The following is a 21,915-nucleotide window of genomic DNA, read 5'->3' on the forward strand; positions in this document are numbered from 1 at the left end:
ACCTAACTATTCTTTTGTCTACACGTTCAATAGCATCTCGAAAGATGCTATTCCCCATTAAGTCGTTTCCAATTTTTCTTGTTTTTCTTTTCCTGCAAGCGATAGCCACGTGACGAAAACGAGCATAGCCAATGCACCGGTCAATTGAATCGGAGCAAGCAGCTTGCCGAACCAGAAAATCGAGATGATCATGGCCGTCAATGGCTCGAATGCAGATAAAATGCTCGTCTCCACAGCGGAAATAAACCGCATGCTGCTTAGAAATAGCACAAAAGCCACCGTTCCAATGACGATGATTCCAAAAATGGCCAAGATTGCTTGAACACTCATGATTTTATTCCATTCGGTCGACAGGAAGATGGGATTGATGAGACCAATAAAAATTCCGCCGATCAGCATGGACCAAGCGACGACAAGCAGCACGCCCCACTCCTGCATAAGGCGGGCCGGGTAAATGGTGTAAAACGCAAAAGCCAAACCGAGCAAAAGTCCCCATACTAAAGCCGAGCCGCCAATCGCCAATTCATCCAGCCGGCCGTTCGTCAACAGCAAAAACAGTCCGGCGAGTGTGCCGAGCATGCCGACCACTTGATAAGAAGGCGGCCATTCGCGCTGCCGCATCGAAACGAAAAAAATAATATAAACAGGCGCTAAAAATTGAAGCAGCGTTGCGACGACTGCGTTGCTGACATCAATTGCCGCCACAAAGGCATATTGGCAGCCGAGCATGCCGAGAATGGAAAAAATCACTAATTGGCGCAACCAAATGCCTTGCTTGAAAATCGCCGTGACTTGAACGTTCTTCCCTTTTAAAAAAGCAAGCAGCAGCAAACCGGCGATGGACATCCGAAGCGTCAGCAAAAACGGCACAGATAAATTGAAAAAAGCGAGCGTCCACTCAATGAGCGGACCGGTTGCTCCCCACAGCATCGCGCCGCTCAAAATCATAGCGATTCCTTTCATGCGATTCACACAACCGCCCCCTTCTCCCTTTTCCTAAAACGAAACGTTCATCATCAAGCCGATATAAACCACAACGATAAATGCGAGACCGAATAAAAACAATAGCCACGAAGAAACGCGGCGGTAGTTGCCAAGCAGCATCATGCCTAAAAAGACTAAGCCCATGGCAAGCAGCATCATGCCATTGCTTGACCATTCCAACACCGCTTCAATTGGGATGAACTGGTCGCCTTTCAGTAGTTTGACTAATGGTGCGGCTCCTTCTGTCAAAAACGTGTTGTTAATGTTGTGCGGAGGTGCTTGTTTGCTCATAAACGCGGTAAACAAAAACACGCAAAGCACGAGCAAGCTTTCCACTTTCAGCCACATTTTTTCAAATGCACGGCGTTTGTTTAAAAACCCGTTGATGAACGCTGCCATAAGCAGCGGCACAATGCTTAAATGCTTCAACAGCAGCATTTGTCCGTAAGGCAGCGCCCACGAACTCGCGTAATCGGACGGGTCGACAAAAACAACCATGATCAAGACGCCGCTTGCTATCAAACCAATAAAGCAAACAATCGCAAATGGTGTAAACCACGCTAAAAAACGCGGCCAATTGGTTCCGTCTTTCGAAAACCAGGCAACATGCAGCAAAACCCCTGACCACATAGCCATAAATAAGAAGTGAATGGAATGATAAACAAAGCCAGGCCATAAATCAATGGTCGATACGTGGCTGAAAAAGCCCACGACGAGAATCAGCAACAGCAAATAATACGCTTGGTTGAACTTGGAACTTTTAAAAAATACGGCAATGGCCAACACTAAACTTAAAAATACGGTAATCAGCCAACCGTGGCCAACTCTTGACTCAATCGCGACTGTAAAAAACGTAGTGATCCAGCCTTCTCCTTTTCCGAGAAAAACAACCAGCTCAATAAGCGGCGCCGCCGAAAAAAGCGCGATGCCTGCCACACAGGCCAAAAGCAGCTTTTTGGAATAGCGAATTTCCGGCTTGCGGTCTTCTGGAACAAAAGCCAAAACGACCGATCCCGCAAGATAAGCAAACGCCACATAAAGCAAAAAATCCGCTAACGACGTGAAAATTGTCATGATTTCTTCTTCAATAGCCCATACAACCCAACAATCAATAACACAGCTGCTGCTGCAATCAATACCGTCACAAACAGATTGCTGCCACTTTCGCTGCTAGTCGTTGTTTGGGCCGTTTCGTCCGCTGCTGGTTGATTTTCTTCAACAGGCGGCTCTTCTGCTACTGATTCTTCTTCGGCAGGAGGCACTTCCTCCGCGGTTTCAACGTTCACACCGAATGAATATTCCCCTTCGATCGGATGTCCATCTTCCCCAATGATGTTCCATTTGACCGTATAAGCGCCGTTTGGCAATTCTTCGCTTATCGTTCCTTTCATGGTATTATCGGTTATTTCAATCGATTCGAATTCATATGATGCGGATTCTCCTTGAAGTTCCATTTTGCTGCCTTGCTCAACAGCGGTTCCAAAAACGAGTTGGATTTCTTCAAGCGGTTCGGTGATCATTTCTCCTTCCGCTGGAGTTGAAGATGTAAGTGTCGTATGGGCTTCAACTGAAAACGGAAGTGCTAAAACAAGCATTGCTAATAAAACAACTAATTTTTTCATCTAATTCGCCTTACCTTTCTTGATGCTATAGCTTATTCTCTCACGATTTTTTGCTAATTCCTAGTAAACTAAATGCACAAAAACAGCACAGTTTTATAGCAAAAGGATGACGATAGCCATTTTCTTCTTTATAATGGAAATAGACTACATTTAAGGAGCGTCATGGAATGAGTGAAATGCAAGAACTGTTATCCGATAACCTCGTTTTCAACCATATTCCTTTCCCAATCATTATCATGGATAAAAACGGGCTCTCTGTATGGTGCAACCGCCATGCTGAACGTGTTTTTCAAATCGACTCGGACACGATCAAAGGCCGAGTTAATTCATATATGAATCCAGATAAAGCTGCCTTATATAAACAACCGTGGGATGCCATTCTTCACAGCAAAGAACCGATACGTTTTGAAGATGTGGAAATTGAGCTGAGTGACGGGATCCGAAGCTATACGACTGTTGTTGCAAAAGCTTTCACTTCTGAACATGACCAATTTGTCATGGCGATTTTTGAACTGGATGAATCCCAGACAGAAGATTCGGCAAGCCGTGAGTTGAACAGCCTGCGGGAAGGATTAGACGAATCCTTCATGCTTTTGTATTTTGATGAAGAATTTTTGATTACATATGCCAATCCGCTGTTTTTGAAGTTGAGCAAATGGACACCAAAACGGATTCTTGGCAAACCGATCTGGCAAATGTTTGATGTTGAAGAAGCTGACGTTCAATTGGTGGAGACCATTATGGCGACATTGAAAAGCGGCAACGTCTGGAACGGCGAAGTCAAAAAGCTGAAAAAAGACGGCGAAATCTACTGGGTCGACTTGACTGCGATTCCAATGCACCTTTTAGGGGAAGACACGTATTATATTTTCCTTGAAAAAGACATTACCGCAACCAAAAACTCTCAGCACCATTTAGAATCCATTGCCTTTATCGATCCGGTAACAGGTCTTGAAAACCGCCACCGCCTCGAGCAAGTGGTGAATGAATACATTGAAGAAAAAAGACATTTTTCGTTTGTCTTTTTAGATATTGACCACTTTTACACTTTGCGGGACGTCTCGGAAACCGATACGGAAAATCAGCTGCTGATTGAATTCACGAAGCGCTTGCGCACGTATTTCTCGGATTCGCTTATTATGCGGGCGGGGCTTCATGAGTTCGCACTGATTACACCGCTCAGCAATTGGTTTATCGAAGGATTTTTGCATTATTTGCAGCAGAATCCGGTATACCTTCACGGTGCAGCAATCCCGATGACGGTCAGCGGTGCTATTACACGCTATCCGGAAGACCAGCAATCGTTTGTCCATTTGATCAAAGCGTCTCATGCGACTGTCAAAAAAGTAAAAGACCGCGGAGGCAGCGCCATTTCCATGTTGACTGCCGAAGACCACGAACAATTGAACCGAAAAGCGCATATCGAAAGACGGCTTATCCATGCGCTAGACCGCCGCAATTTGCAATTGCTTTATCAGCCGCAAGTCAACTTGCAAACCGGCGAAGTCGAACGCGTTGAAGCGCTCGTGCGTTGGCAAGATGATGAAGTCGGCATCGTGCCGCCGGATGAATTGATTCCGATCGCGGAAGAAAGCGGCATGATCCATGAAATCGGATTGTTCGTCCTCGAAACCGTCTGCGCCCAAATGCAAGATTGGAAATCTCGCGGATTGGATTTGCACGTCAGCATCAACTCATCCATTCGTGAGTTCCGGGACAAAGACATGGCTGCTGCGTTAATGAAACAAGTCGAGCTTCATGGCTGCGACCCTTCTTCACTGACGATAGAAATCACCGAGAAATTTGCTTTGGAGGCGGAAGCAGAACGTTCGATCATCCGTCAAATGCAGCAAATGAATCAAAAAGGCATCAGCTTTACCTTGGATGATTTCGGAACCGGCTATGCTTCATTCCGTTACATGTTGTTGTTGCCAATTTCTTCGTTAAAAATTGACCGGAGCATTATTCAATCAATTACACGCCAAGAAAAAATGCAGAAAATGATCAACGGAATGATCCAGTTCGGAAAATCGTTGGATTTCCAAGTAACAGCTGAAGGCGTCGAAACAAATGAACAACTTGAATTGCTGCGCGCCATGGATTGTGACAGCATCCAAGGTTACATCACCGGCCACCCGATGGAAGCACAAGAACTTGAAAAGTGGTTAAAATAAAAAAAAGCGATTTGCAGACATGCAAATCGCTTTTTTCAGCTTGTTAAATAACTCTTTTCAAACGGTAGAAAATATTCTTTTGTAGTGGCTATTCCGCAAGCCAGCTGCGCTTGCCGCGGGCTCGCGCCGAACTAACTCGGACTCTCGTCCGAGTGGATTTCGGCACTTCGCTTTCCCGCAGGAAAGAATCGACCGAAGGGAGTTCGGTCGATTCTTTGCGACGAAGCAGCGAAGCGATGCAGGAGCAGATGCAGGAGCAGATGGTTTTCGCCGCTTCCATTCCCGTCAGCTAATTATAAAAAAGGCTCAGAAAAGCAACACTTTTCTTAGCCTTTTTTATATTTTGTAGTTATGGAACAGCCGCTTTTTTCTTTTTAAAAGCCTTCCTCTGGATTTATTTGTGCTGCTCAAATTTCTCCACAAAAAATCGGCCTGCACAAAATCAATTTCGTGTCATGCCGATTTTTCGTTGTGTGCGTTTTGCTTGGCGCCTGAAAAACAATTGCATCAACACTTCTGCAAAAACCAGGCCCATAGCGACGGCTCCGGAAATCATCAAGGCTTCTGAGGCAAACGCGATCGCTTCCAAGTATTGATTTTCGACGATATTGCGCATGGCGTTATACGCTTTGCTTCCCGGTACTAGGGGAATAATGCCCGCAATACTGAAAATGATCATGGGCATCTTAAATTTTCTTGCCAAAATATGGGCGGCTAATGCGACCGCAAAAGCTCCAGCAAAAGACGCTTGAACCGAATCGTCAAATGCCAAAAAATACGTCCGGTAAATGAGCCAACCGCACATTCCTACCAATCCACAGCTTACAAGTGTATTGCGAGGGGCATTGAAAATGATTCCGAAAGCTGCCGCTGCGGTAAAACTAAGTAATGCTTCCACGAGCCAGTTCATTCGATCCCCTCCTTAAAAAGATAAAACAAGTGCGACGCCGGCTCCAATGGCAAAAGCCGTCAAGAACGCTTCGGCACCATTTGATAGGCCGGAAACAAAATGCCCTGCCATCAAATCACGGACTGCGTTTGTTATCAACAGTCCAGGCACAAGCGGGATAACCGATCCGATGATGATTGTGTCAAGATTTATTCCCCATCCTGATTTGACGGCAAGAAGTGCCAGCACCGCGATGACAAAAGAACCAATAAATTCCGAGAAAATTTTAACACGCGTCTGCGCCAAAATCATTTCCACGATATAAAATCCAACTCCGCCAAACAGGGACGCAAAAGGAAAATCACGCCATTCTCCTCCAATTAAAATCATGAAACAGCCGCTTGCGACGGCCGCAGCCAACACTTGGAGGCCCATGCTGAATGAATAATCGGTTTTATCGATAATCTGCATTTTCTCATATGCTTCTTGCAGTGTGTATTCTCCGGATACCAGTTTTCGTGAAACTGCATTGACCAGTGCCACTTGTTTCAAATCAGTTCGGCGGCTGCTGATGCGGACAAATCGGGTAGCCAGTTCATCACTGGGTGAAAACATAATGCCGGTCGGTGTCACAAAACAATGGGAGTTGACCATTTTTTGCGAGACAGCCATGCGGATCATGGTATCTTCTACGCGGTACGTCTCTGCACCGCTTTCCATCATGATCTTGCCAGCCAGCAAACAACAGTCCAGGGCAAGTTCACGCCTTGTCTCTTTTAATTCAACCAACGTGCTTTCCCCCTCGCATTTTCTCTTTATCATAACGCATCTCACAAAAAAACTAAACGCTCCGAAAGTACGGAGCGTTTAGCATTGAATTGGCAACCTTATGGCTTCAATATCACTTTTGTACATTCATCTAAATGGTCGTTAAAGATTTGATAAGCCTCAGTGGCATTGCTCATCGGCACAATATGCGAAATAATTTCACGAGGGTCGAATTCGCCGTTTTGAATTTTTTCAAACAGCATCGGCATCAAATGAATAACAGGAGCTTGGCCCATTTTCATTGTTACGTTTCGCTCGAAAATATTCCCAAGCGGGAATTGATTGTATTTCAAACCGTAAACGCCTGTCAATTGGATCGTACCGAATTTGCTGACCGCATCTTTCGCGATATCAATTGCGCTAAGCGTTCCACCTTGCAGCATCAATTTTTGCTGAACGGCTTCTGCTGGAGATTTTTTGCCGTCCATCCCAACACAATCAATCACTACTTGAGCACCGCCTGCTGTGATCTCATGGATAAACGCGCCCAAGTTATCGTGCTTCGTGAAATCGAACACTTCTACATTATTCATTTTTTTAGCAAGTTCCATGCGGTAAGGCAGTTCATCTACGGCAATAACGCGTTTAGCGCCTTTCATCCAGGCAAACTTCTGCGTCATCAATCCGACTGGCCCGCATCCCAATACCACTACTGTGTCACCCGATTTTACGCCCGCGTTTTCGACGCTCCACCAAGCAGTCGGCAAGACGTCAGACAAGAACAGCACCTGCTCATCTTCCAATTCGGCCGACTCTGGAATGACAAACGGCATAAAGTTCCCGTACGGCACTCTTAAGTATTCAGCTTGGCCGCCTTGGTAATCGCCGTAGCGTTCTGTAAACCCGAAATAACCGCCTGTATCGAAATGTGGATTGCCGTTTGAATTGTCGCACTGGCTCTCCATTTCATGGTTGCAATAAAAACAATGTCCGCAGCTTACGTTAAACGGCAAGACGATGCGATCGCCTTTTTTTACTTTTGTTACTTCTGGCCCAACTTCTTCTACTATTCCCATTGGTTCATGGCCAATCACATAATCTTTTCGTGCCGGCAAAGCGCCTTGATAAATATGCAAATCTGAACCGCATATTGCTGTTGAAGTGATTTTGACGATAATGTCATCTTTTTTCTGGATTTTTGGATCTTCAACTTCTTTCACTTGAACATTCTTTACTCCTTGAAAAGTAACTGCCTTCATCCATATCCCTCCGTTTAATTCAGAATACTTTCCTCTTCCCTCTTTCCTTTAATAAAAAACGTTAAAAAGGAAGCAAAGTCATTCTTTGCTTCCTTGATGTCAGTTATATTTCAATGTATTTTTTAATTCGAACGTTTCCAAATCATAGCTTTTGAGTTCTTCAGAGGCAATGGTATAAAGCGTATCTTCAATATAGATGATGCGCTGTATACTGGTTTCCCAGTTTTCGAACTCTGCGTTTGCCTCGTTCAGCAAATTCCCTGCTTCTTCAATGCCTTCCGAGGTGATGGAATAAATCATGGCTCCTTCTGCTTCAAACTCGACATAATCGCCTCCTGTTTCTCTAAAAAGGGAAACAGGGAACCCGTACAAATTTTTCTCGGTATGGGTGAATAAGGCTTTATGGTCGTATTGAAGCGCCGAATACGTTCCCGGTCCGCCAATGATTTCAGTGTCTTTTTCTACCGGCTTGGCAAAGTCGCTGACATCAAACAACGAAATCTTCATGCCTCCCGTTACAACACGGGGCTCTTGCCCTTTGACCGGCTCTAGTTTGGTATCATAGCCAAATCCAATCAAATGATCTTCCCCAAGTGGGTGCAGGTAGTTTGAGAAACCGGGTATTTTTAATTCGCCGAGCACTTTTGGTGCAGATGGCGCAGAAACATCAATGACAAAAAGCGGGTCGGTTTCTTTAAACGTGACGAGATACGCTTTGTCTCCCATAAACCGGGCCGAATAGATCCGTTCTCCCGGCGCCAGGTCTTCAACAGATCCCACTTGCTTTAACCCGCCATCGAGCACGAACAAGTGGTTTTTGGATGGCGCCGCTTCGTCCCATGCAAAGCCTTCCGTGGTGACGACTCGGAAATAGCCATTGTGTTCATCCATCGAAAATTGGTTGAGCAGTGTTCCTGTCACTTCACTCGAAGCCGCGAATTCCACTGCAATGCCATCCAGCGCAAACTTGAAAATTTTTGTATTGGCTTGCTGCGGCAGCCAAACCGACATGTCCAGATCATCATCGGTTTCTTCTTCGCTAATTGGCATATAGGCAGATGCCGTTAAATACAAGTTTTCCTCTGTCATATACAATTGTTCGCTGCTTCCTAAAAACCCTTCCGTTACGATATCGTTCTTTTCAGCCTCGCTTAAATCGATGGCTGAAATGATGCTGTAGCTGGCAGACATCGTACCTGGCAGAATGGTGATGCTGTCATAAGCAAGAGGCTGCAAGGCGCCGGTTTTTTTCGAATCGAATGCATGCGGGCGAAGCTCTCCGCCAGTTCCTTGTTCCATCGCACGGAAGTCTGGAAAGGCATTGGTGACAAAGTACAAGATCCCGTTTGCCAATCTGGCGCCGTTCAACGTTCCTTCGGTGCCGAATTCACGGATTAATTCCGGCGATTCCGGATTGCTGACATTGTACAAATAAGCAGAAGTCAGGCCTGTCTGCGGATGGAATTCCATGATATCCTCGTACATCGGCCGGTCGGAATACTGGCTGCCAAGGACAGCCAATACGTCGCCCGATAAAAACAATTGCTGCGGATACATTTCCTGCGTGAATGTCAGTTCTTCCGCTACAGCCATCTCATCTGGGTTTCGCACATCGGAAATCACCACTCGCGGACCACTAATCGAATAAATAAAGGAACCGTCTGTTTTGACCATATCCGCTTCATCGACGCCTTCTACTTGATTGTTGGTCGTTGAAAAGTCCCCGCCGGATCCGCTTTCGGCAGAAGCACTGCTGTCAGCCGACTCTTCGCTGGCCGCAGATTCTTCTGAAAAAATCGCCCCGGGTTCGCCGTTTTTCTTTTGAAGATCGAGCAATTGAGCAAAATATGCTTTTAATTCATCTTCATTGGCCAGCTTATTGAGTTTTTCCTGGACCACAAATGCCACTTTCTTTGTATCGAGCGACTTGAGAAGCTTGCCTTTTACTGCGGCTTCTTTTATATGCAATTGGTAGGCGCCAGGAGTAATGCTTGGCACCTCAATGGTTTTGCCATTTTTGTGCAAGACCATCTCCACTTCTACCGGCTTGCCTTCGGAATCGGTAAGATACAAATCGCCCTTTTCAATTGCGTCCCGGTTGAGTGCTGAAGAAAAGTTTGCTCTCCAGCCTTGTTCTGCTAACGCCAAGGAAGATGCACTGACAGACACTTTATCGACCGCAAAAAATAGACCTAATCCGATTAATGCGATAGCCGATATGATAAACAACCAGATACCCCTTTTCTTCATTGCTCCTCACCCTTTCAGCTCTTCTTTCCCCATTAGACAGAAGAGAACAGAAAAAGTTACACCATTCACTTATTAATTTGTACAGAAGAGCGAAAAACCTGGAAGAAGGTTTCAGGCAGCTTGTCTGTTTTGCCGCCCCCTTGCCCCAACTGTTCGTTTCCACCGCCTTTTCCGGCAGTCAAAGCGAGCAATTCTTTTAACGCTTCTCGCATATCCCCCGGAGCGTCTGTTCCTTTTGCGCAAACAAAGCGCATGTCTTCTCCGTCCATCCCCAAAAACAAAAGATGAGCGGAAGGATGCCGGCTAATCGCCAGTCTGGCCAATTGCTGAATTTCTTTTATCGGCCGGTTGCGGAATAGTTTTTCCACCGTTCCGTGCGCTGGATCCGGCATAAAACTTGCTGCTTCCACTTCCAAGAGTTCTGCACGCAGGTCCTTAATGGTTTTTTCGTTGGCTGCTTTTTCCTGAAGCAAAGCATCTGCCGCAGCGACGAGTTCAGGCAATGGAGCATTTAGTTGGCGTACGAGTTCATCGGTTGTGCGGATTAACTGCTGGAAATAATGCATGGCGCGAGTGCCGCATAAGAAATACACCCGGGTTCCGCCTTTTGATTTTTCTGTGCTGATGATTTTAATTGTCTCGATATCTGCCGTGTTCAATGGATGGGTGCCTCCGCAAGCATTAGTGTCGACGCCGTCCATGATCACCAATCGAATCGGTCCGTCGACTGCCGGCGGTTTTCTCAAGTTCATTTCGGCTGCCTGTTCTTGCGTTACCCATTGCGTTTGAATCGGTAGATGTCGACGGATTACAGCGTTTGCCCGCTTTTCGACATCCTCCAGCTGGCTGCCAGTGATTTCCGGCGCATTCAAATCGATTGAAACACGTTCCTTCCCTAAATGAAAGCTGCTCGTTTTCATCTGGTAGACGTCATCAAATACAGCACTCAATACATGCTGACCCGCATGCTGCTGCATATGGTCCCAACGGCGAGCCCAATCAAGTTCCGTTTGATAAGTTCCAAGAGGCAGCGGAGTTTCTATGTAATGGCGAATTTCCCCCCTTACCGTTTGTACGTCGTACACGTTCACACCATTGATCGTTCCCAAATCATTCGGCTGGCCGCCGCCTTCGGGATAAAAAATGGTTTGATCTAAAACCACGTAATCTCCGTGGCTGTCTTTTTCATTTTGAAGAACGGCTACTGTGTGTGCGCGAAGCTCTGGATTTTCATAGTACAATTTATTGGTCATAATTAAGTTCCCTCTTTCAAATTAGAAATTCGTTGTGCTGTGTGTTTATGAAAATTTAATTAGTGGGAAACAAAGAATAAAGGATATTTTTTAAGGAGGTGCTAGTGTGCCACGATTTGACCGTACCGTTTTATTGTATAACGCTCAGGCAGGGCAGTCCATGAGCGACGCCATGATTTCCCTTTCGACCCCCGCATTAGCAGAAGAATCCCAAACACTGGAGCTGATTCAGACAAATTCACCTGAAGAATTTGCAGAAGCTTGCATAAAGGCGGCGAAGTCAGCAGATGTACTGTTTGTCGTTGGAGGAGACGGAACGATCCATTTGGCGGTTCAGGCACTGGCCACTATAGACAATCCTCCAATTCTCGGCATTTTGCCTGGAGGAACTTGCAATGATTTTGCCCGGACGTTGGAAATCCCTTTGGCACTGGATGAAGCAGCAGCAGCTTTGGTCCAAGGGGATGTTAAAGAGATAGATACCGCTACCATTAACGGCCATTCGTTTCTGAATTTCGCCGGCATTGGGTTGATTACGGATGCTTCGACAAATATCGATCCGCATTTAAAAGAACGCTATGGCAAGTTAAGTTATTTTATGAGCGGTCTGCAATCGATGAGGCAAGCCGTCCCTTTTACGATTTTAATTGAAGTGGATGATGAGGCATACGAGGAAGAAGGGGTTTTGGTGCTGGTGATGAACGGCAAATCGATCGGTACGCATACAGTTCCTCTGCCATCGATTGATCCTTCGGACGGGCTGCTTGATGTTTTTGTGGTCCAAACCACATCCATTGCCGCAGTACGTGAATGGTTCTCGCTGTCTCAGCCGGATCTTCGCGTTGATGACTTGGAGCACGTAACGCACTTCCAAGGGCGCCGCATCGTCATTCGTACTGAACATGAAATGGATGTTGACACCGATGGAGAAATCTATTTGAAAACGCCTTTAGAAATTGAAATCCAGCCAAAAAAACTGCAAATGCTGGTACCGAAAGTAGCGGCGGAAAGCTTGATTTGATATTTTATGTAAAAAAGAGCCTTGGATACAGTCCCAGGCTCTTTTATTATTTTTTATTAATTACTCAAACGGCCACGGAGGCAGCATGCGGTTCAGCGTTTTGTCTTCGCGTTTGCCGAGAACATATTCCGCTTGCATGATCGTATGGATTTCACGCGTGCCTTCGTAAATCACCGGCGCTTTCGAATTGCGGAGAAAGCGCGCTACCGGATATTCATCCGAGTATCCATAGGCACCATGAATCTGCACCGCATCGTCTGCGGCTTTATTGGCGAAATCACAAGCTTGCCATTTGGCGAGCGACGTTTCCCGCGTATTGCGGATGCCTTTGTTTTTCATTTCACCTGCCCGGTAGACGAGGAGCCGGCTCATTTGATAGCCCGCTTCCATATTGGCGATCATTTGCTGGACCAATTGGTGTTCGCCGATCGGCTTGCCGAACGTGGAGCGGCTATGGCAATACTTTACGCTTTCTTCCAGACAAGCCATCAGCAAACCGCAGGCGCCGGCAGCTACGGTAAAACGGCCGTTGTCGAGTGAGGCCATGGCGATTTTAAACCCTTCCCCTTCTTCCCCGAGGCGGTTTTCCGCTGGAATCCGCACGTCATCAAAAAACAGTTCGCCCGTGTTCCCGGAACGAATGCCGTATTTGCCTTTGATCGCTTTTGACGAAAACCCAACCCGCGTCCGCTCGATAATAAACGCACTGATGCCTTGATGCTTTTTCGATTTGTCGGTGTAAGCAAAAACGATAAAGTGATCCGCCACATCGCAAAGGGAAATCCACGTCTTTTGGCCGTTTAACACATACTCCTCGCCATCGCGCACAGCGGTGGTGGAAAGTGCCGCTACGTCCGACCCGGCGCCCGGCTCCGTTAAACCGAAAGCTCCGATTTTTTCACCTTTTGCCTGCGGAACCAGGAATTTCTCTTTTTGCGCTTCTGTTCCCCATTGCAAAAGCGTCATTGAATTCAAGCCCGTGTGGACCGAAACTGCCGTACGGAACGCAGTATCCCCGCGCTCCAATTCTTCACAGACGATAGCCAGCGAATTATAATCCATGCCGCTGCCTCCGTATTTTTCAGGAATGCAGACACCCATCAAACCGAGGTCCGCAAGCCGGTTCCAAATCACCGGATCAAAATGGCCATCTGCGTCCCATTTTGCGATGAATGGAATGATTTCATTGTCGGTAAATTGCCTGACTGTTTTTCTGAGAAGTTGCTGTTCTTGTGTAAACTCAAAATCCATTTCCCGCTCCCCCTTCAAGCCGCTTCAGCTTTGGTAAGCTGTGTACTGGACCGTTTCAACGATTTCAACGCCCCGGCGCGCCATTTCCTCAATATACTCTTCTCCGGGAACAATCAGTTCCGGCGGATAGGATCCGCGTTTGTCGATAAGACCGTTCCCGATCATTTGAGCCACAACGGAAATTGTATACGCAGTTGCCCGCGCCATCGCCGTAACCCCGGCAGCCATGTCTTTGACAGTGATCATATCGTAGACATAAGCCATTTCTTCGTCTGCTTTCTTTCCGGAAACGATCACGCGCAGCACCACCGCATCTTGCTTGTCGCCCAGCGCTGTAATGGGCTTTAACACTTCCCGCAAAACATCCCGCACCCGGATGTTGCGCCCGTCAACTGTGACCGTTTTGTCCCGGTCTGTAAAGCCGAGATCCACAAGCAAGCGAAATTTATCGGCATGCCCTTTGTAGCGTACGGTTTTGTATTCGAGCGCCTCGACATCGCTGAATGTTTCCGTCAATGTCGATGTCCCGCCTGAGGTATGGAACGCTTCCAATTCGCCGAAGCCTTCAAACTCGACAAACTCGATTTCTGACAAAGAAGGCACTTCCAATAATTCGCCGTCACGGATGACATGGGATGGATCGGTATAATGGTCGAAGACGCCTTCGAGTGAAAACACGTGATTGTATTCGAGCGGCGGTTCCGGATGTACTGGGATGCCGCCGACAAACAGCTTGATGTCGCTGACATAGTCGAGCTTGCTGGCGCCGTAGCCTGTTAAAATATTGATCATTCCTGGCGCCACTCCTAAATCCGGAATCAGGGTTACGCCTTTTTCTTCCGCTTGTTCGTGAAGCGCCAAAACAGCTGCCGTCGCTCCTCCAATATGTCCGCCTAGATCCACCAAGTGGACGCCGCAAGCAACGGCAGCTTTCGCCACTTTTTCATTGAACGTATAAAACAGCGCATTAATGGCAACATCCGCTTTTGTCAGCACATTCGCCAAACTGGCTTCATCATTTGCATCCAATGGCAGAACCACCAACTTATCGCTTTGCAGCAACTTTTTAAAAGCCGCAGTTTGCTCTTGGTCTAAATCCGCTAAATAAACCTTTTCCACTTCGCTGCTTACAATCAAATCTTTTGCCGCTTGCTTCCCCATCAATCCTGCTCCCAATACTGCCACTTTCATCTCAAGCATCCCCCTCTCGGATTAAAGCTCATTGTCGATCTGTGCCCGCTGAAGCTTGCCGCTAAAGTCAACGTACACGCTTTTCCATTCCGTAAATACATCGAGTGCTGCTATTCCTGAATCCCGGTGCCCGTTTCCGGTTCCTTTCGTCCCTCCGAACGGCAAGTGAATTTCCGCGCCGGTCGTTCCGGCATTAATGTAGACAATTCCGGTATCCAAATCGCGCTGCGCTTTGAATACCTGGTTGACATCCCGCGTGTAAATGGAACTTGATAACCCGTAAATGACGCCGTTATTCACTTCGATCGCTTCTTCAAAACTGCCGACTTCGATAATGGATACGACAGGGCCAAAAATTTCCTCTTGGGCAATGCGCATATCGGGCGCAACATCGGTAAACAGCGTCGGTGCGTAATAGTTTCCTTTGTCATAGGGTTCGCCAGTCAAAATCTCTCCGCCCACAAGCAGCGTCGCCCCTTCTTTTTGGCCGATGCCGATATACGAATGAATTTTTTCAATCGCTTTTCGGTTTATGACCGGTCCAACTTTCACCGATTCATCCAATCCATCTCCAATGGTCAGGGTTTTTATTTTTTCCAGCAAACGGTTTTGAAGTTCTTCTTTTACCGCCTGGTGCACGATAACACGGCTGCAGGCGGTGCAGCGCTGGCCAGCAGTGCCAAAAGCGCTCCAGAGAATGCCTTCAACAGCCAAGTCGAGGTCGGCATCGTCCATGACGATGACTGCGTTTTTCCCGCCCATTTCAAGCGAGACTTTCTTTAAATGATGGCCTCCTGTTTCTGCCACTTTCCGTCCCGTTTCCGTTGAACCTGTAAAGGATATGACGCGGATATCCGGATGCTCGATCATTGCGGTTCCTACTTCAGAGCCTGAACCGAATACGATATTCGCTACGCCAGCCGGCAAGCCCACTTCTTCAAAAATATGTGCCATTTCATAAGCCATCATCGGTGTTTCGGTAGCCGGCTTCCATAAAAACGTATTTCCGGCCACAATTGCGGGAAACGATTTCCACGTGGCGATGGCAACCGGAAAATTCCATGGCGTGATCAAGCCGACTACTCCAATTGGCGAACGGACGCTCATCGCAAATTTATCGGCAAGTTCTGAAGGCGTCGTTTCTCCGAACAAGCGGCGCCCTTCGCCCGCCATGTAATACGCCATATCGATGCCTTCTTGCACCTCACCGCGTGCTTCTTCAATCACTTTGCCCATTTCTTTAGTCAGCACTTGCGCCAATTGTTCTTTCTTTTGTTTCATGAGCCGGCCAATTTCATACAAATAATCCGCTCGCTTAGGAGCCGGAACTTTCGCCCATTTTTTCTGGGCCGCTTTTGCTGCCTGCGCTGCTGCGTCGACATCTGCTTGTGTCGACAAGGGCACTTGCGCCAACTCTTTTCCGTTTGCCGGATTGATGACCGCGGCATAGTTGGCTGCCGGGGCATCTTGCCAGGAGCCGTTGACATAATTCTGTAAGTACATCCCCATTTCCCCTTTCATGCATTCATAAGAAAGCGCTCTCATTCCTATTCTTTCATATCTAATCAAAAATTCCTACAAAATATTTGAATTTTCTTTTAATTACTGTTTATTGCTTGTATTGCCCTCATACAAAAGTCTTTAGCTTTGCTGTGCTGAATGAATCAATTCCATCTGTTTTGCGAAAAAGAATTGACAGTAACGGAGCGTAATAGTTTAAACTAAGCAGTAGAGGTGATCAATTATGTACAAAGTACAGGAAGTGGCAAAAATTGCTGGAGTTAGTGTGCGGACTCTCCACCATTACGATAGCGTTGGGCTGTTAAAGCCTTCCAATATAGGCTCTAACCGATACCGCTACTACAACGACGAAGATTTGAAATTGCTTCAGCATATTTTGTTTTTTAAAGAACTCGGGTTCTCATTGAAAAAAATCCAGGAAATTGTGGCGGAAGGATTTGACCCTGAGCTTGCTTTGGCTCAGCATGCTTCTTCACTGCGCCAGAAACAAGAACGCTTGGATAAGCTGATTGCCAATGCCGAAATGACGCTGTTTGAATTACGCGGTGAAGAAACATTGACGAATGAACAGCGTTTTGCGGCATTTGCGAATGAAAAAGCAACCGACGATTTGTCAAAATACCGAAATACAGCGCATAAGGAAGCGCTTGTCGCAGAAACCATTGAAGCGCCAGCTGCTCGCCATGCGGCTGATGATGAAGAACTTTCGCTTGCTGCTGGGGCGACTGCGGTTGAAGTGCTCTCCCCTGTTGATGATATGGCTTTTGATGAAGAGTCTGATGCAGAACATTCTGCCAGTACAGAGGGCGTTTCGCTTGCTGAAAATTCTACTGCGCTTGAAAAAGCAGAGGCGATCGAAGACAACGAATCGTATGAAGAAGATGCGTTTGAAAAAGAAGAAGAAGACTTGGAAGAAATTAACCGTGAAGGAAACCGCATTTATCGCACGGTTGCTTCCTTAATGCATCTTCCCGCCGCTTCTCTTGAAGTCCAACGAGAAATGGCCGCTTATTATCATTTGTTGAACCGTTTCTACGAATGCAATCCAAAAATGTTCCGAGGGTTGGGCGACTTATACGCAACAGACCGGCGCTTCTCCACAAATATCGACCAGCATGGCCAAGGTTTGTCCACGTATTTAAAGGATGCCATGTATATCTATGCCGATGGTTTAGCGAATGCGTGAACTGATTGGGCCGTGCAGCAATTGCGGCAAAGAAGTCTTTTGTCGGGATGGATTTTTGGAAGGCGTGTACATAGACGGGAACCTGTACTGCAATGCATGCGCAGAAGAAACCGATGAAGAACAATAGAGGATGCTAAACCCGCAAAAGAGAGTGGACCAAGTCCGATCTCCTTTTGCGGGTTTTTTTGGAGAAAGCGTTCGAGGGTTCTGTGAGTTTGTAGCTTGCAGCATGTTAATTAGAAAGGAATAACGGGTATAAGATATCCAACACATCAATAAAACAAAGGAGGAAACAGCATGGACTCGGCAATATGGCTCTACATAGCATTGGCAATCGTTGTCATTGCCCTGATCGTAGCAGGAATTGGAGTTGGTCTTTTCATAAAAGGAATGAAAGAACCAATGAAAAAAATCAAAGGTTCGGCAGACAATTTGAAGGGGCGCATGGATAGCCTGAAACTCGAAACAACAAGTTTACAGCATCATGCAAACGAATTGAAAGAAGATATGCAAGTAAAATCCGAAAAAGTCACCGTTTTGATCGATGCCGCAAAAGGCACAAAAAATTCGGTTCTCGACTTAAATTCGTCGGTCAAGCTGATTACGTCTGGCATTGCCAAGAACGCGAGCCAAGACAAAGAAAACGTCGAACAAGTCAACCAAGCGATTGGGACTACCTCCACTGTCCTTGAGTTATGGGGATTCTGGAAAAATCGCGGCAATGCTACTTCTGCCGATTCTCAACAACTATTGATTGAGAATAAACAACAGTAATCAAAAAGGCAGCCGCATCGGCTGCCTTTTTTGATTGGATGGCTGCGACTTTCGACAAGACGCCACATGTTGATTGATTGCGGATTTTATCTTTAGTTCAACGCATACAGTTTTTTATTCGGGCTCGAATTAAAAAATCCTTGATAGAAGAATGACCTGCAGCAAACTGGATTGCTAGAAATCTTCTATCAAGGATTTTGGTTATAGCAGCTTTTTCGTTAAGCTGGCTTCGAGCAATTTGTTTTGAAGACGCCAATATTCATTTAGTTCGTCTTCAGAAAACGAATCGAACAAGTCGAGGTAAATTGCATTGCCTGCTTTATGAGCTTCCTGCAAAGCCTCTAATCCTTTATCGGTAATCCTTAAGCGGATGATGCGACGATCTTCTTCATCATAAAGACGCTCAACAAGCGCTAACTTCACAAGTTTAGTTGAAATATTCGTCAAGGCCCCTTTAGTCAAGCCGACCATTTCGGCCAGCTCCATTTGTTTCCGAGGACCTTTATCTTTTAACTCAGCCAACACCAAGATGGGTGAAATTCCTAAAGGATAGGAAAACTTCTTGGTGAAGAGAACGATATTGGCGTTGTTCAATTGTTCGATTACGTTGATGAGTTGAAATATGTCTGTTTTTTCCATCTCAAAGCCTCCTGTAGATTAGCGAAGTTGAATAGATCCGCCATCGACCATAATCGTTTGGCCTGTAATGTATTTGGAATCTTCACTTGCGAGAAAGACAGCGACGCGGCCAATATCTTCTTCCACATGCCCAAAACGGCCCATTGGAATTTTGGAGACGACTTCCTGATAATATTCCGGCTGCGCTTCAGCCCAGGCGCGAACGCCCGGCGAGTCAGCTAGCGGACTGATGATGTTAACGTTGATGCCGTCTCTTCCCCATTCGTTTGCAGCTACCCGTGAAACGCCGCGGATTGCTTCTTTTGCAGCAGCATAAGAAGCTTGAGTTTCATGGCCGTTCAATCCGGCACCCGATGCAAAATTAATGACATTGCCCTTTGTTTCTTTTAGATACGGATAAGCCGCCTGCATCAAATACCATGTTGGAAAAAAGCCCGTGTTCATTGACAGCTCCAGTTCTTCTGTCGGCACATCCGCAAACATCGTCTGGCGGGAAACGTGCGCATTATTCACTAAAATATCCAGCTTGCCGTATTTCTTCACGACATTTTCCACGATAGTTTTTAAATTTGCGTGATTGGTCAAGTCCGCTTTGATGAAAAGAGACTCCGAAGAGTTGGCTTGTAGTTCCTGCTCCATCACATTTCCTAATTCTTCATTCACATCAATGATTACAACTTTCGCGCCTTCTTTAGCCATTGCCAAAGCCATGCCGCTGCCGATACCGCCAGCACCGCCTGTAATGATTGCTACTTTGTCTTGTAATTTCAATAGAATCTCCTCTTATCTTTTTAAGATTGTTTTTAGTTTAACACTAAATAGTATAACATTAAACTATATTGCTTGATTCATTTTAAGTTTCCAAGGAAATTTAGAGCATTATTCTCATTTCAAACAAAACACCGCCTCTTCGATATCCTATCGAAAAATGCGGTGTTTTCATTTTCTATATGAGTTTAGCTTATTCGCTGCTTACAAGATCTGCAATTAGGATATAGCGGTCTGGTGCACTGCCAACGAAACTGAATGGATAGCAGGTAGTGACGGTTAGAACGGCAGAAGCAGTAGGGGTAATGATGGACTTGTCTTCTTTTGGGACAATTTTGATTTCCCTGATTTCGTAAGTGAATGTGCCTGCTGAAGTCTCGACAATAAGTTGATCGGTAATTTTCAGCTGACCGAGTTCTCGGAATACCGTATCGCGATGGCCAGCTAAAACAGAATTATCCTTTTCTCCAGGCAATACGCTGCCAGCAAAGTGGCCAATTCCACTGCTTAATTCATCTTCATCTGTTCCATGTACGATGGGCAGTTTTTGATTGAGAGCAGGAATGGTTAAATTCCCTATATTTTCACCAACTACTGGTCTTATTGGATAGAGAATTTCATTGGCATTTTGATTTTCTGTTTCTTCTGCTAGAGCTGCTGATTCAGTCGGTCTTATTGGAACTGTAATTTCATCCTTATCCGAACTTTCTCTTTCCTCTGTTATAGCAACTGCTTCAGACGTTCTTAATAAATCTATAATTTCATCCTGATCTGCCGGTTCTTCCTTTGCCTTTTCTATATCTACTGCTTCAGATGATGCAACAACTTGTTCGAATTGTTCTTGCGGCTGTTCAATCACGACAGGTGCAGGAAAAGACTGAGAATAAATTTGATAGGATGCCCACCCAATTAAACATATCCCCAAGATTAAAAATCCTGGGGAAAGCTTATGTGCAACTTTTAGTATGCGAGTTGGAAAAGAAGGTTTATTCATACACTTTTCTTCTCTTTAAGAATACTAATCCAATCAATAAAAGAATAGTTCCGCCAAGCAGAAGGCTATACCAAGGAGTAGCTGTTTTGGGAAGTTGCCCTCCATCGACTGTTGGAATCGAAACTGTAACCGATCCAATATCGATTTTTTCGCTATTATCGTCTCCAACGAATTGCACTTTTACTTTATAAGTGCCTGCTGGGACGTTTTCTGCGGTATAAGTAATTTCTTCTGAACCTTTAACTTTGTAGATTTTTCCTCCTATATCAAAAATCCAAGTACCTTTGCCTTTTGTACCGTCAGGCAAGGCTGCATGAATCGTTATGCTGCCATCCGGGTTAACTTCTACATCAACTGATGACGTCTCTCCACTCTTGATGGGTGTAGTTGGTTGATCGACTGATGGTGTTGGTGTTTCACTTGGTCCTGGCGTTGGTTCTTCAACCGGTGCCGGCGTCGGTGTTTCACCCGGTCCTGGTGTCGGCGTCTCACCTGGTCCTGGTGTTGGTGTTGGTTCTTCAATCGGTGCAGGTGTCGGTGTTTCAATTGGCCCAGGTGTCGGTGTCTCATCAATCGGTCCTGGTGTTGGTTCCGGTGTTGGTTCTGGTGTTGGATCAGGCTCTGGCGTCGGCTCTGGTTCCGGTGTTGGATCAGGCTCTGGCGTCGGTTCTGGTGTTGGCTCCGGTGTCGTACATGCTGGCGGCACAAGAATTTGTGTATTGGCTGCATCCGCGGTAACAGCCGTCTGTGCTAACATTCTGCCGTTAATCGTTGAGTTTGCCCCAATTGTAATGGCAGATTTACTCATTAATGTTCCTGCAAAATTGCTATTTGCCCCAATATTAGCAACATCAGCTACCCAATAAACATTACAAGCTTGGGCTCCGTCTAATAATTGAATCTGTGTACTGGCAGCAGTTGTAAGTGCTCCACCAATCTGGAATATGTATATTCCATTTCCTTGAAGTTTTATGCTTGATCCGATGGTTACGGCATTATTAAAATTGTAAACTCCTGGAGTTAATGTGTCTCCTCCTAAGGTAGACCTTGTAAATTCAGCAAGTTGTGAGTCGGCATTGTTCATAGCGCCTTGAAAATCTTTAAAAGCTGCAGTATATGATGCATTGGCAACATCTATGGAACCCGTGACAGTGGGTGTTCCTGTTGAACCTCCGCTTCCTAAACTTCCGACAATTCGAGTAGATTCTGTAACTGTTGTGGTGGCGCCCAAAATTCCATATGGATTCGCTGATCCAAGTCCCGGATCAACGCCTGCGGCATGGACAGGTAATGTGAAGAGGGTAGATGAGAGGAGCATGGTGAGGATTATTGCTTTTGCCTTATAATTTTTCATTTTTATGATTCACCCTT

Annotated in this window: 20 protein-coding genes; 5 read left to right on the forward strand and 15 right to left on the reverse strand. The window is 46.0% G+C overall.

What is annotated here, in order from left to right; translation table 11 throughout:
• Positions 1–57: 57 nt before the first annotated feature.
• From ACRRQV_RS08040 to ACRRQV_RS08050, 3 genes are read right to left on the reverse strand one after another with little or no spacing between them, the layout of a single operon-like run.
• A complete protein-coding gene (locus tag ACRRQV_RS08040; protein ID WP_432529533.1) occupies positions 58–972 on the reverse strand; it encodes a DMT family transporter in 915 nt (304 codons plus the stop codon).
• A gap of 24 nt (positions 973–996) precedes the next feature.
• Positions 997–2,058 carry a copper resistance D family protein gene (locus tag ACRRQV_RS08045; RefSeq protein WP_432529535.1) on the reverse strand — a complete coding sequence of 354 codons (1,062 nt, stop codon included), beginning with the start codon at positions 2,056–2,058 and terminating at the stop codon, positions 997–999.
• Entirely contained in the window at positions 2,055–2,606 is a 552-nt protein-coding gene (locus ACRRQV_RS08050) for a copper resistance CopC family protein (RefSeq protein ID WP_432529537.1), read from the reverse strand. Before ACRRQV_RS08050 ends, ACRRQV_RS08045 begins: the two co-directional genes overlap by 4 nt.
• Positions 2,607–2,773: 167 nt before the next feature.
• On the opposite strand from ACRRQV_RS08050, the gene ACRRQV_RS08055 reads away from it, so the two are divergent.
• On the forward strand, positions 2,774–4,780 hold the full coding sequence (locus ACRRQV_RS08055) for an EAL domain-containing protein (protein WP_432529539.1): 2,007 nt from the start codon (positions 2,774–2,776) through the stop codon (positions 4,778–4,780).
• 442 nt (positions 4,781–5,222) lie between these two features.
• Here ACRRQV_RS08055 and ACRRQV_RS08060 read toward each other — a convergent pair whose 3' ends face one another.
• From ACRRQV_RS08060 to ACRRQV_RS08080, 5 genes are all read right to left on the reverse strand, one after another.
• Positions 5,223–5,690: a threonine/serine exporter family protein gene (locus ACRRQV_RS08060; RefSeq protein WP_432529541.1), complete on the reverse strand. Its 468-nt coding sequence runs from the start codon at positions 5,688–5,690 to the stop codon at positions 5,223–5,225.
• Between the two features lie 12 nt (positions 5,691–5,702).
• Positions 5,703–6,491: a threonine/serine exporter family protein gene (locus ACRRQV_RS08065; protein WP_432529543.1), complete on the reverse strand. Its 789-nt coding sequence runs from the start codon at positions 6,489–6,491 to the stop codon at positions 5,703–5,705.
• 65 nt (positions 6,492–6,556) lie between these two features.
• Positions 6,557–7,696: a zinc-dependent alcohol dehydrogenase gene (locus tag ACRRQV_RS08070; protein WP_432529545.1), complete on the reverse strand. Its 1,140-nt coding sequence runs from the start codon at positions 7,694–7,696 to the stop codon at positions 6,557–6,559.
• 99 nt (positions 7,697–7,795) lie between these two features.
• Positions 7,796–9,946: a beta-propeller domain-containing protein gene (locus tag ACRRQV_RS08075; RefSeq protein WP_432529547.1), complete on the reverse strand. Its 2,151-nt coding sequence runs from the start codon at positions 9,944–9,946 to the stop codon at positions 7,796–7,798.
• Positions 9,947–10,011: 65 nt separating this feature from the next.
• Positions 10,012–11,199 carry an alanyl-tRNA editing protein gene (locus ACRRQV_RS08080; protein WP_432529549.1) on the reverse strand — a complete coding sequence of 396 codons (1,188 nt, stop codon included), beginning with the start codon at positions 11,197–11,199 and terminating at the stop codon, positions 10,012–10,014.
• A 106-nt stretch (positions 11,200–11,305) separates the two neighbouring features.
• Here ACRRQV_RS08080 and ACRRQV_RS08085 point away from each other — a divergent pair, with 106 nt between their 5' ends.
• Positions 11,306–12,220: a diacylglycerol/lipid kinase family protein gene (locus ACRRQV_RS08085; protein ID WP_432529551.1), complete on the forward strand. Its 915-nt coding sequence runs from the start codon at positions 11,306–11,308 to the stop codon at positions 12,218–12,220.
• 60 nt (positions 12,221–12,280) lie between these two features.
• Here the strand turns inward: ACRRQV_RS08085 and ACRRQV_RS08090 are convergent, their stop codons facing one another.
• Genes ACRRQV_RS08090 through ACRRQV_RS08100 form a run of 3 tightly spaced genes read right to left on the reverse strand, consistent with a single transcriptional unit; the run spans position 12,281 to position 16,165 of the window.
• Positions 12,281–13,471 (reverse strand): acyl-CoA dehydrogenase family protein, encoded by a 1,191-nt coding sequence (locus ACRRQV_RS08090; protein WP_432529553.1) that lies wholly within the window; start codon positions 13,469–13,471, stop codon positions 12,281–12,283.
• Between the two features lie 24 nt (positions 13,472–13,495).
• Positions 13,496–14,662 (reverse strand): saccharopine dehydrogenase C-terminal domain-containing protein, encoded by a 1,167-nt coding sequence (locus ACRRQV_RS08095; protein ID WP_432529555.1) that lies wholly within the window; start codon positions 14,660–14,662, stop codon positions 13,496–13,498.
• Between the two features lie 21 nt (positions 14,663–14,683).
• Positions 14,684–16,165 (reverse strand): aldehyde dehydrogenase family protein, encoded by a 1,482-nt coding sequence (locus ACRRQV_RS08100; RefSeq protein ID WP_432529557.1) that lies wholly within the window; start codon positions 16,163–16,165, stop codon positions 14,684–14,686.
• Between the two features lie 241 nt (positions 16,166–16,406).
• Between ACRRQV_RS08100 and ACRRQV_RS08105 the strand changes: the two genes are divergently transcribed.
• From ACRRQV_RS08105 to ACRRQV_RS08115, 3 genes are all read left to right on the forward strand, one after another.
• Complete coding sequence (locus ACRRQV_RS08105) at positions 16,407–17,369, forward strand: MerR family transcriptional regulator (protein WP_432529559.1); 963 nt, start codon at positions 16,407–16,409, stop codon at positions 17,367–17,369.
• Positions 17,362–17,496 carry a hypothetical protein gene (locus tag ACRRQV_RS08110; RefSeq protein ID WP_432529561.1) on the forward strand — a complete coding sequence of 45 codons (135 nt, stop codon included), beginning with the start codon at positions 17,362–17,364 and terminating at the stop codon, positions 17,494–17,496. The genes ACRRQV_RS08105 and ACRRQV_RS08110 overlap by 8 nt, the downstream gene beginning before the upstream one ends.
• Before the next feature lie 170 nt (positions 17,497–17,666).
• Positions 17,667–18,143 (forward strand): DUF948 domain-containing protein, encoded by a 477-nt coding sequence (locus ACRRQV_RS08115; protein WP_432529563.1) that lies wholly within the window; start codon positions 17,667–17,669, stop codon positions 18,141–18,143.
• A gap of 201 nt (positions 18,144–18,344) precedes the next feature.
• Here ACRRQV_RS08115 and ACRRQV_RS08120 read toward each other — a convergent pair whose 3' ends face one another.
• The 4 genes from ACRRQV_RS08120 to ACRRQV_RS08135 form a co-directional block, all read right to left on the reverse strand.
• Positions 18,345–18,782 (reverse strand): MarR family winged helix-turn-helix transcriptional regulator, encoded by a 438-nt coding sequence (locus ACRRQV_RS08120; RefSeq protein WP_432529565.1) that lies wholly within the window; start codon positions 18,780–18,782, stop codon positions 18,345–18,347.
• Between the two features lie 18 nt (positions 18,783–18,800).
• Positions 18,801–19,553: an SDR family NAD(P)-dependent oxidoreductase gene (locus ACRRQV_RS08125; RefSeq protein WP_432529567.1), complete on the reverse strand. Its 753-nt coding sequence runs from the start codon at positions 19,551–19,553 to the stop codon at positions 18,801–18,803.
• Between the two features lie 190 nt (positions 19,554–19,743).
• Complete coding sequence (locus tag ACRRQV_RS08130) at positions 19,744–20,544, reverse strand: class D sortase (protein WP_432529570.1); 801 nt, start codon at positions 20,542–20,544, stop codon at positions 19,744–19,746.
• Positions 20,537–21,898 carry an ice-binding family protein gene (locus tag ACRRQV_RS08135; RefSeq protein ID WP_432529572.1) on the reverse strand — a complete coding sequence of 454 codons (1,362 nt, stop codon included), beginning with the start codon at positions 21,896–21,898 and terminating at the stop codon, positions 20,537–20,539. Before ACRRQV_RS08135 ends, ACRRQV_RS08130 begins: the two co-directional genes overlap by 8 nt.
• Positions 21,899–21,915 lie beyond the last annotated feature (17 nt).

Source organism: Planococcus sp. YIM B11945 (assembly GCF_050864155.1).
Lineage (GTDB): Bacteria > Bacillota > Bacilli > Bacillales_A > Planococcaceae > Planococcus.

What these genes read in the sequence shown, in the direction of transcription:
- ACRRQV_RS08070 (WP_432529545.1), bottom strand. Translation starts at nt 7,696, where the DNA reads ATGAAGGCAGTTACTTTTCAAGGAGTAAAGAATGTTCAAGTGAAAGAA.
- ACRRQV_RS08120 (WP_432529565.1), bottom strand. Translation starts at nt 18,782, where the DNA reads ATGGAAAAAACAGACATATTTCAACTCATCAACGTAATCGAACAATTG.
- ACRRQV_RS08080 (WP_432529549.1), bottom strand. Translation starts at nt 11,199, where the DNA reads ATGACCAATAAATTGTACTATGAAAATCCAGAGCTTCGCGCACACACA.
- ACRRQV_RS08065 (WP_432529543.1), bottom strand. Translation starts at nt 6,491, where the DNA reads ATGATAAAGAGAAAATGCGAGGGGGAAAGCACGTTGGTTGAATTAAAA.
- ACRRQV_RS08115 (WP_432529563.1), top strand. Translation starts at nt 17,667, where the DNA reads ATGGACTCGGCAATATGGCTCTACATAGCATTGGCAATCGTTGTCATT.
- ACRRQV_RS08110 (WP_432529561.1), top strand. Translation starts at nt 17,362, where the DNA reads ATGCGTGAACTGATTGGGCCGTGCAGCAATTGCGGCAAAGAAGTCTTT.
- ACRRQV_RS08105 (WP_432529559.1), top strand. Translation starts at nt 16,407, where the DNA reads ATGTACAAAGTACAGGAAGTGGCAAAAATTGCTGGAGTTAGTGTGCGG.
- ACRRQV_RS08055 (WP_432529539.1), top strand. Translation starts at nt 2,774, where the DNA reads ATGAGTGAAATGCAAGAACTGTTATCCGATAACCTCGTTTTCAACCAT.
- ACRRQV_RS08095 (WP_432529555.1), bottom strand. Translation starts at nt 14,662, where the DNA reads ATGAAAGTGGCAGTATTGGGAGCAGGATTGATGGGGAAGCAAGCGGCA.
- ACRRQV_RS08045 (WP_432529535.1), bottom strand. Translation starts at nt 2,058, where the DNA reads ATGACAATTTTCACGTCGTTAGCGGATTTTTTGCTTTATGTGGCGTTT.
- ACRRQV_RS08100 (WP_432529557.1), bottom strand. Translation starts at nt 16,165, where the DNA reads ATGTACTTACAGAATTATGTCAACGGCTCCTGGCAAGATGCCCCGGCA.
- ACRRQV_RS08135 (WP_432529572.1), bottom strand. Translation starts at nt 21,898, where the DNA reads ATGAAAAATTATAAGGCAAAAGCAATAATCCTCACCATGCTCCTCTCA.
- ACRRQV_RS08130 (WP_432529570.1), bottom strand. Translation starts at nt 20,544, where the DNA reads ATGAATAAACCTTCTTTTCCAACTCGCATACTAAAAGTTGCACATAAG.
- ACRRQV_RS08050 (WP_432529537.1), bottom strand. Translation starts at nt 2,606, where the DNA reads ATGAAAAAATTAGTTGTTTTATTAGCAATGCTTGTTTTAGCACTTCCG.
- ACRRQV_RS08075 (WP_432529547.1), bottom strand. Translation starts at nt 9,946, where the DNA reads ATGAAGAAAAGGGGTATCTGGTTGTTTATCATATCGGCTATCGCATTA.
- ACRRQV_RS08060 (WP_432529541.1), bottom strand. Translation starts at nt 5,690, where the DNA reads ATGAACTGGCTCGTGGAAGCATTACTTAGTTTTACCGCAGCGGCAGCT.
- ACRRQV_RS08090 (WP_432529553.1), bottom strand. Translation starts at nt 13,471, where the DNA reads ATGGATTTTGAGTTTACACAAGAACAGCAACTTCTCAGAAAAACAGTC.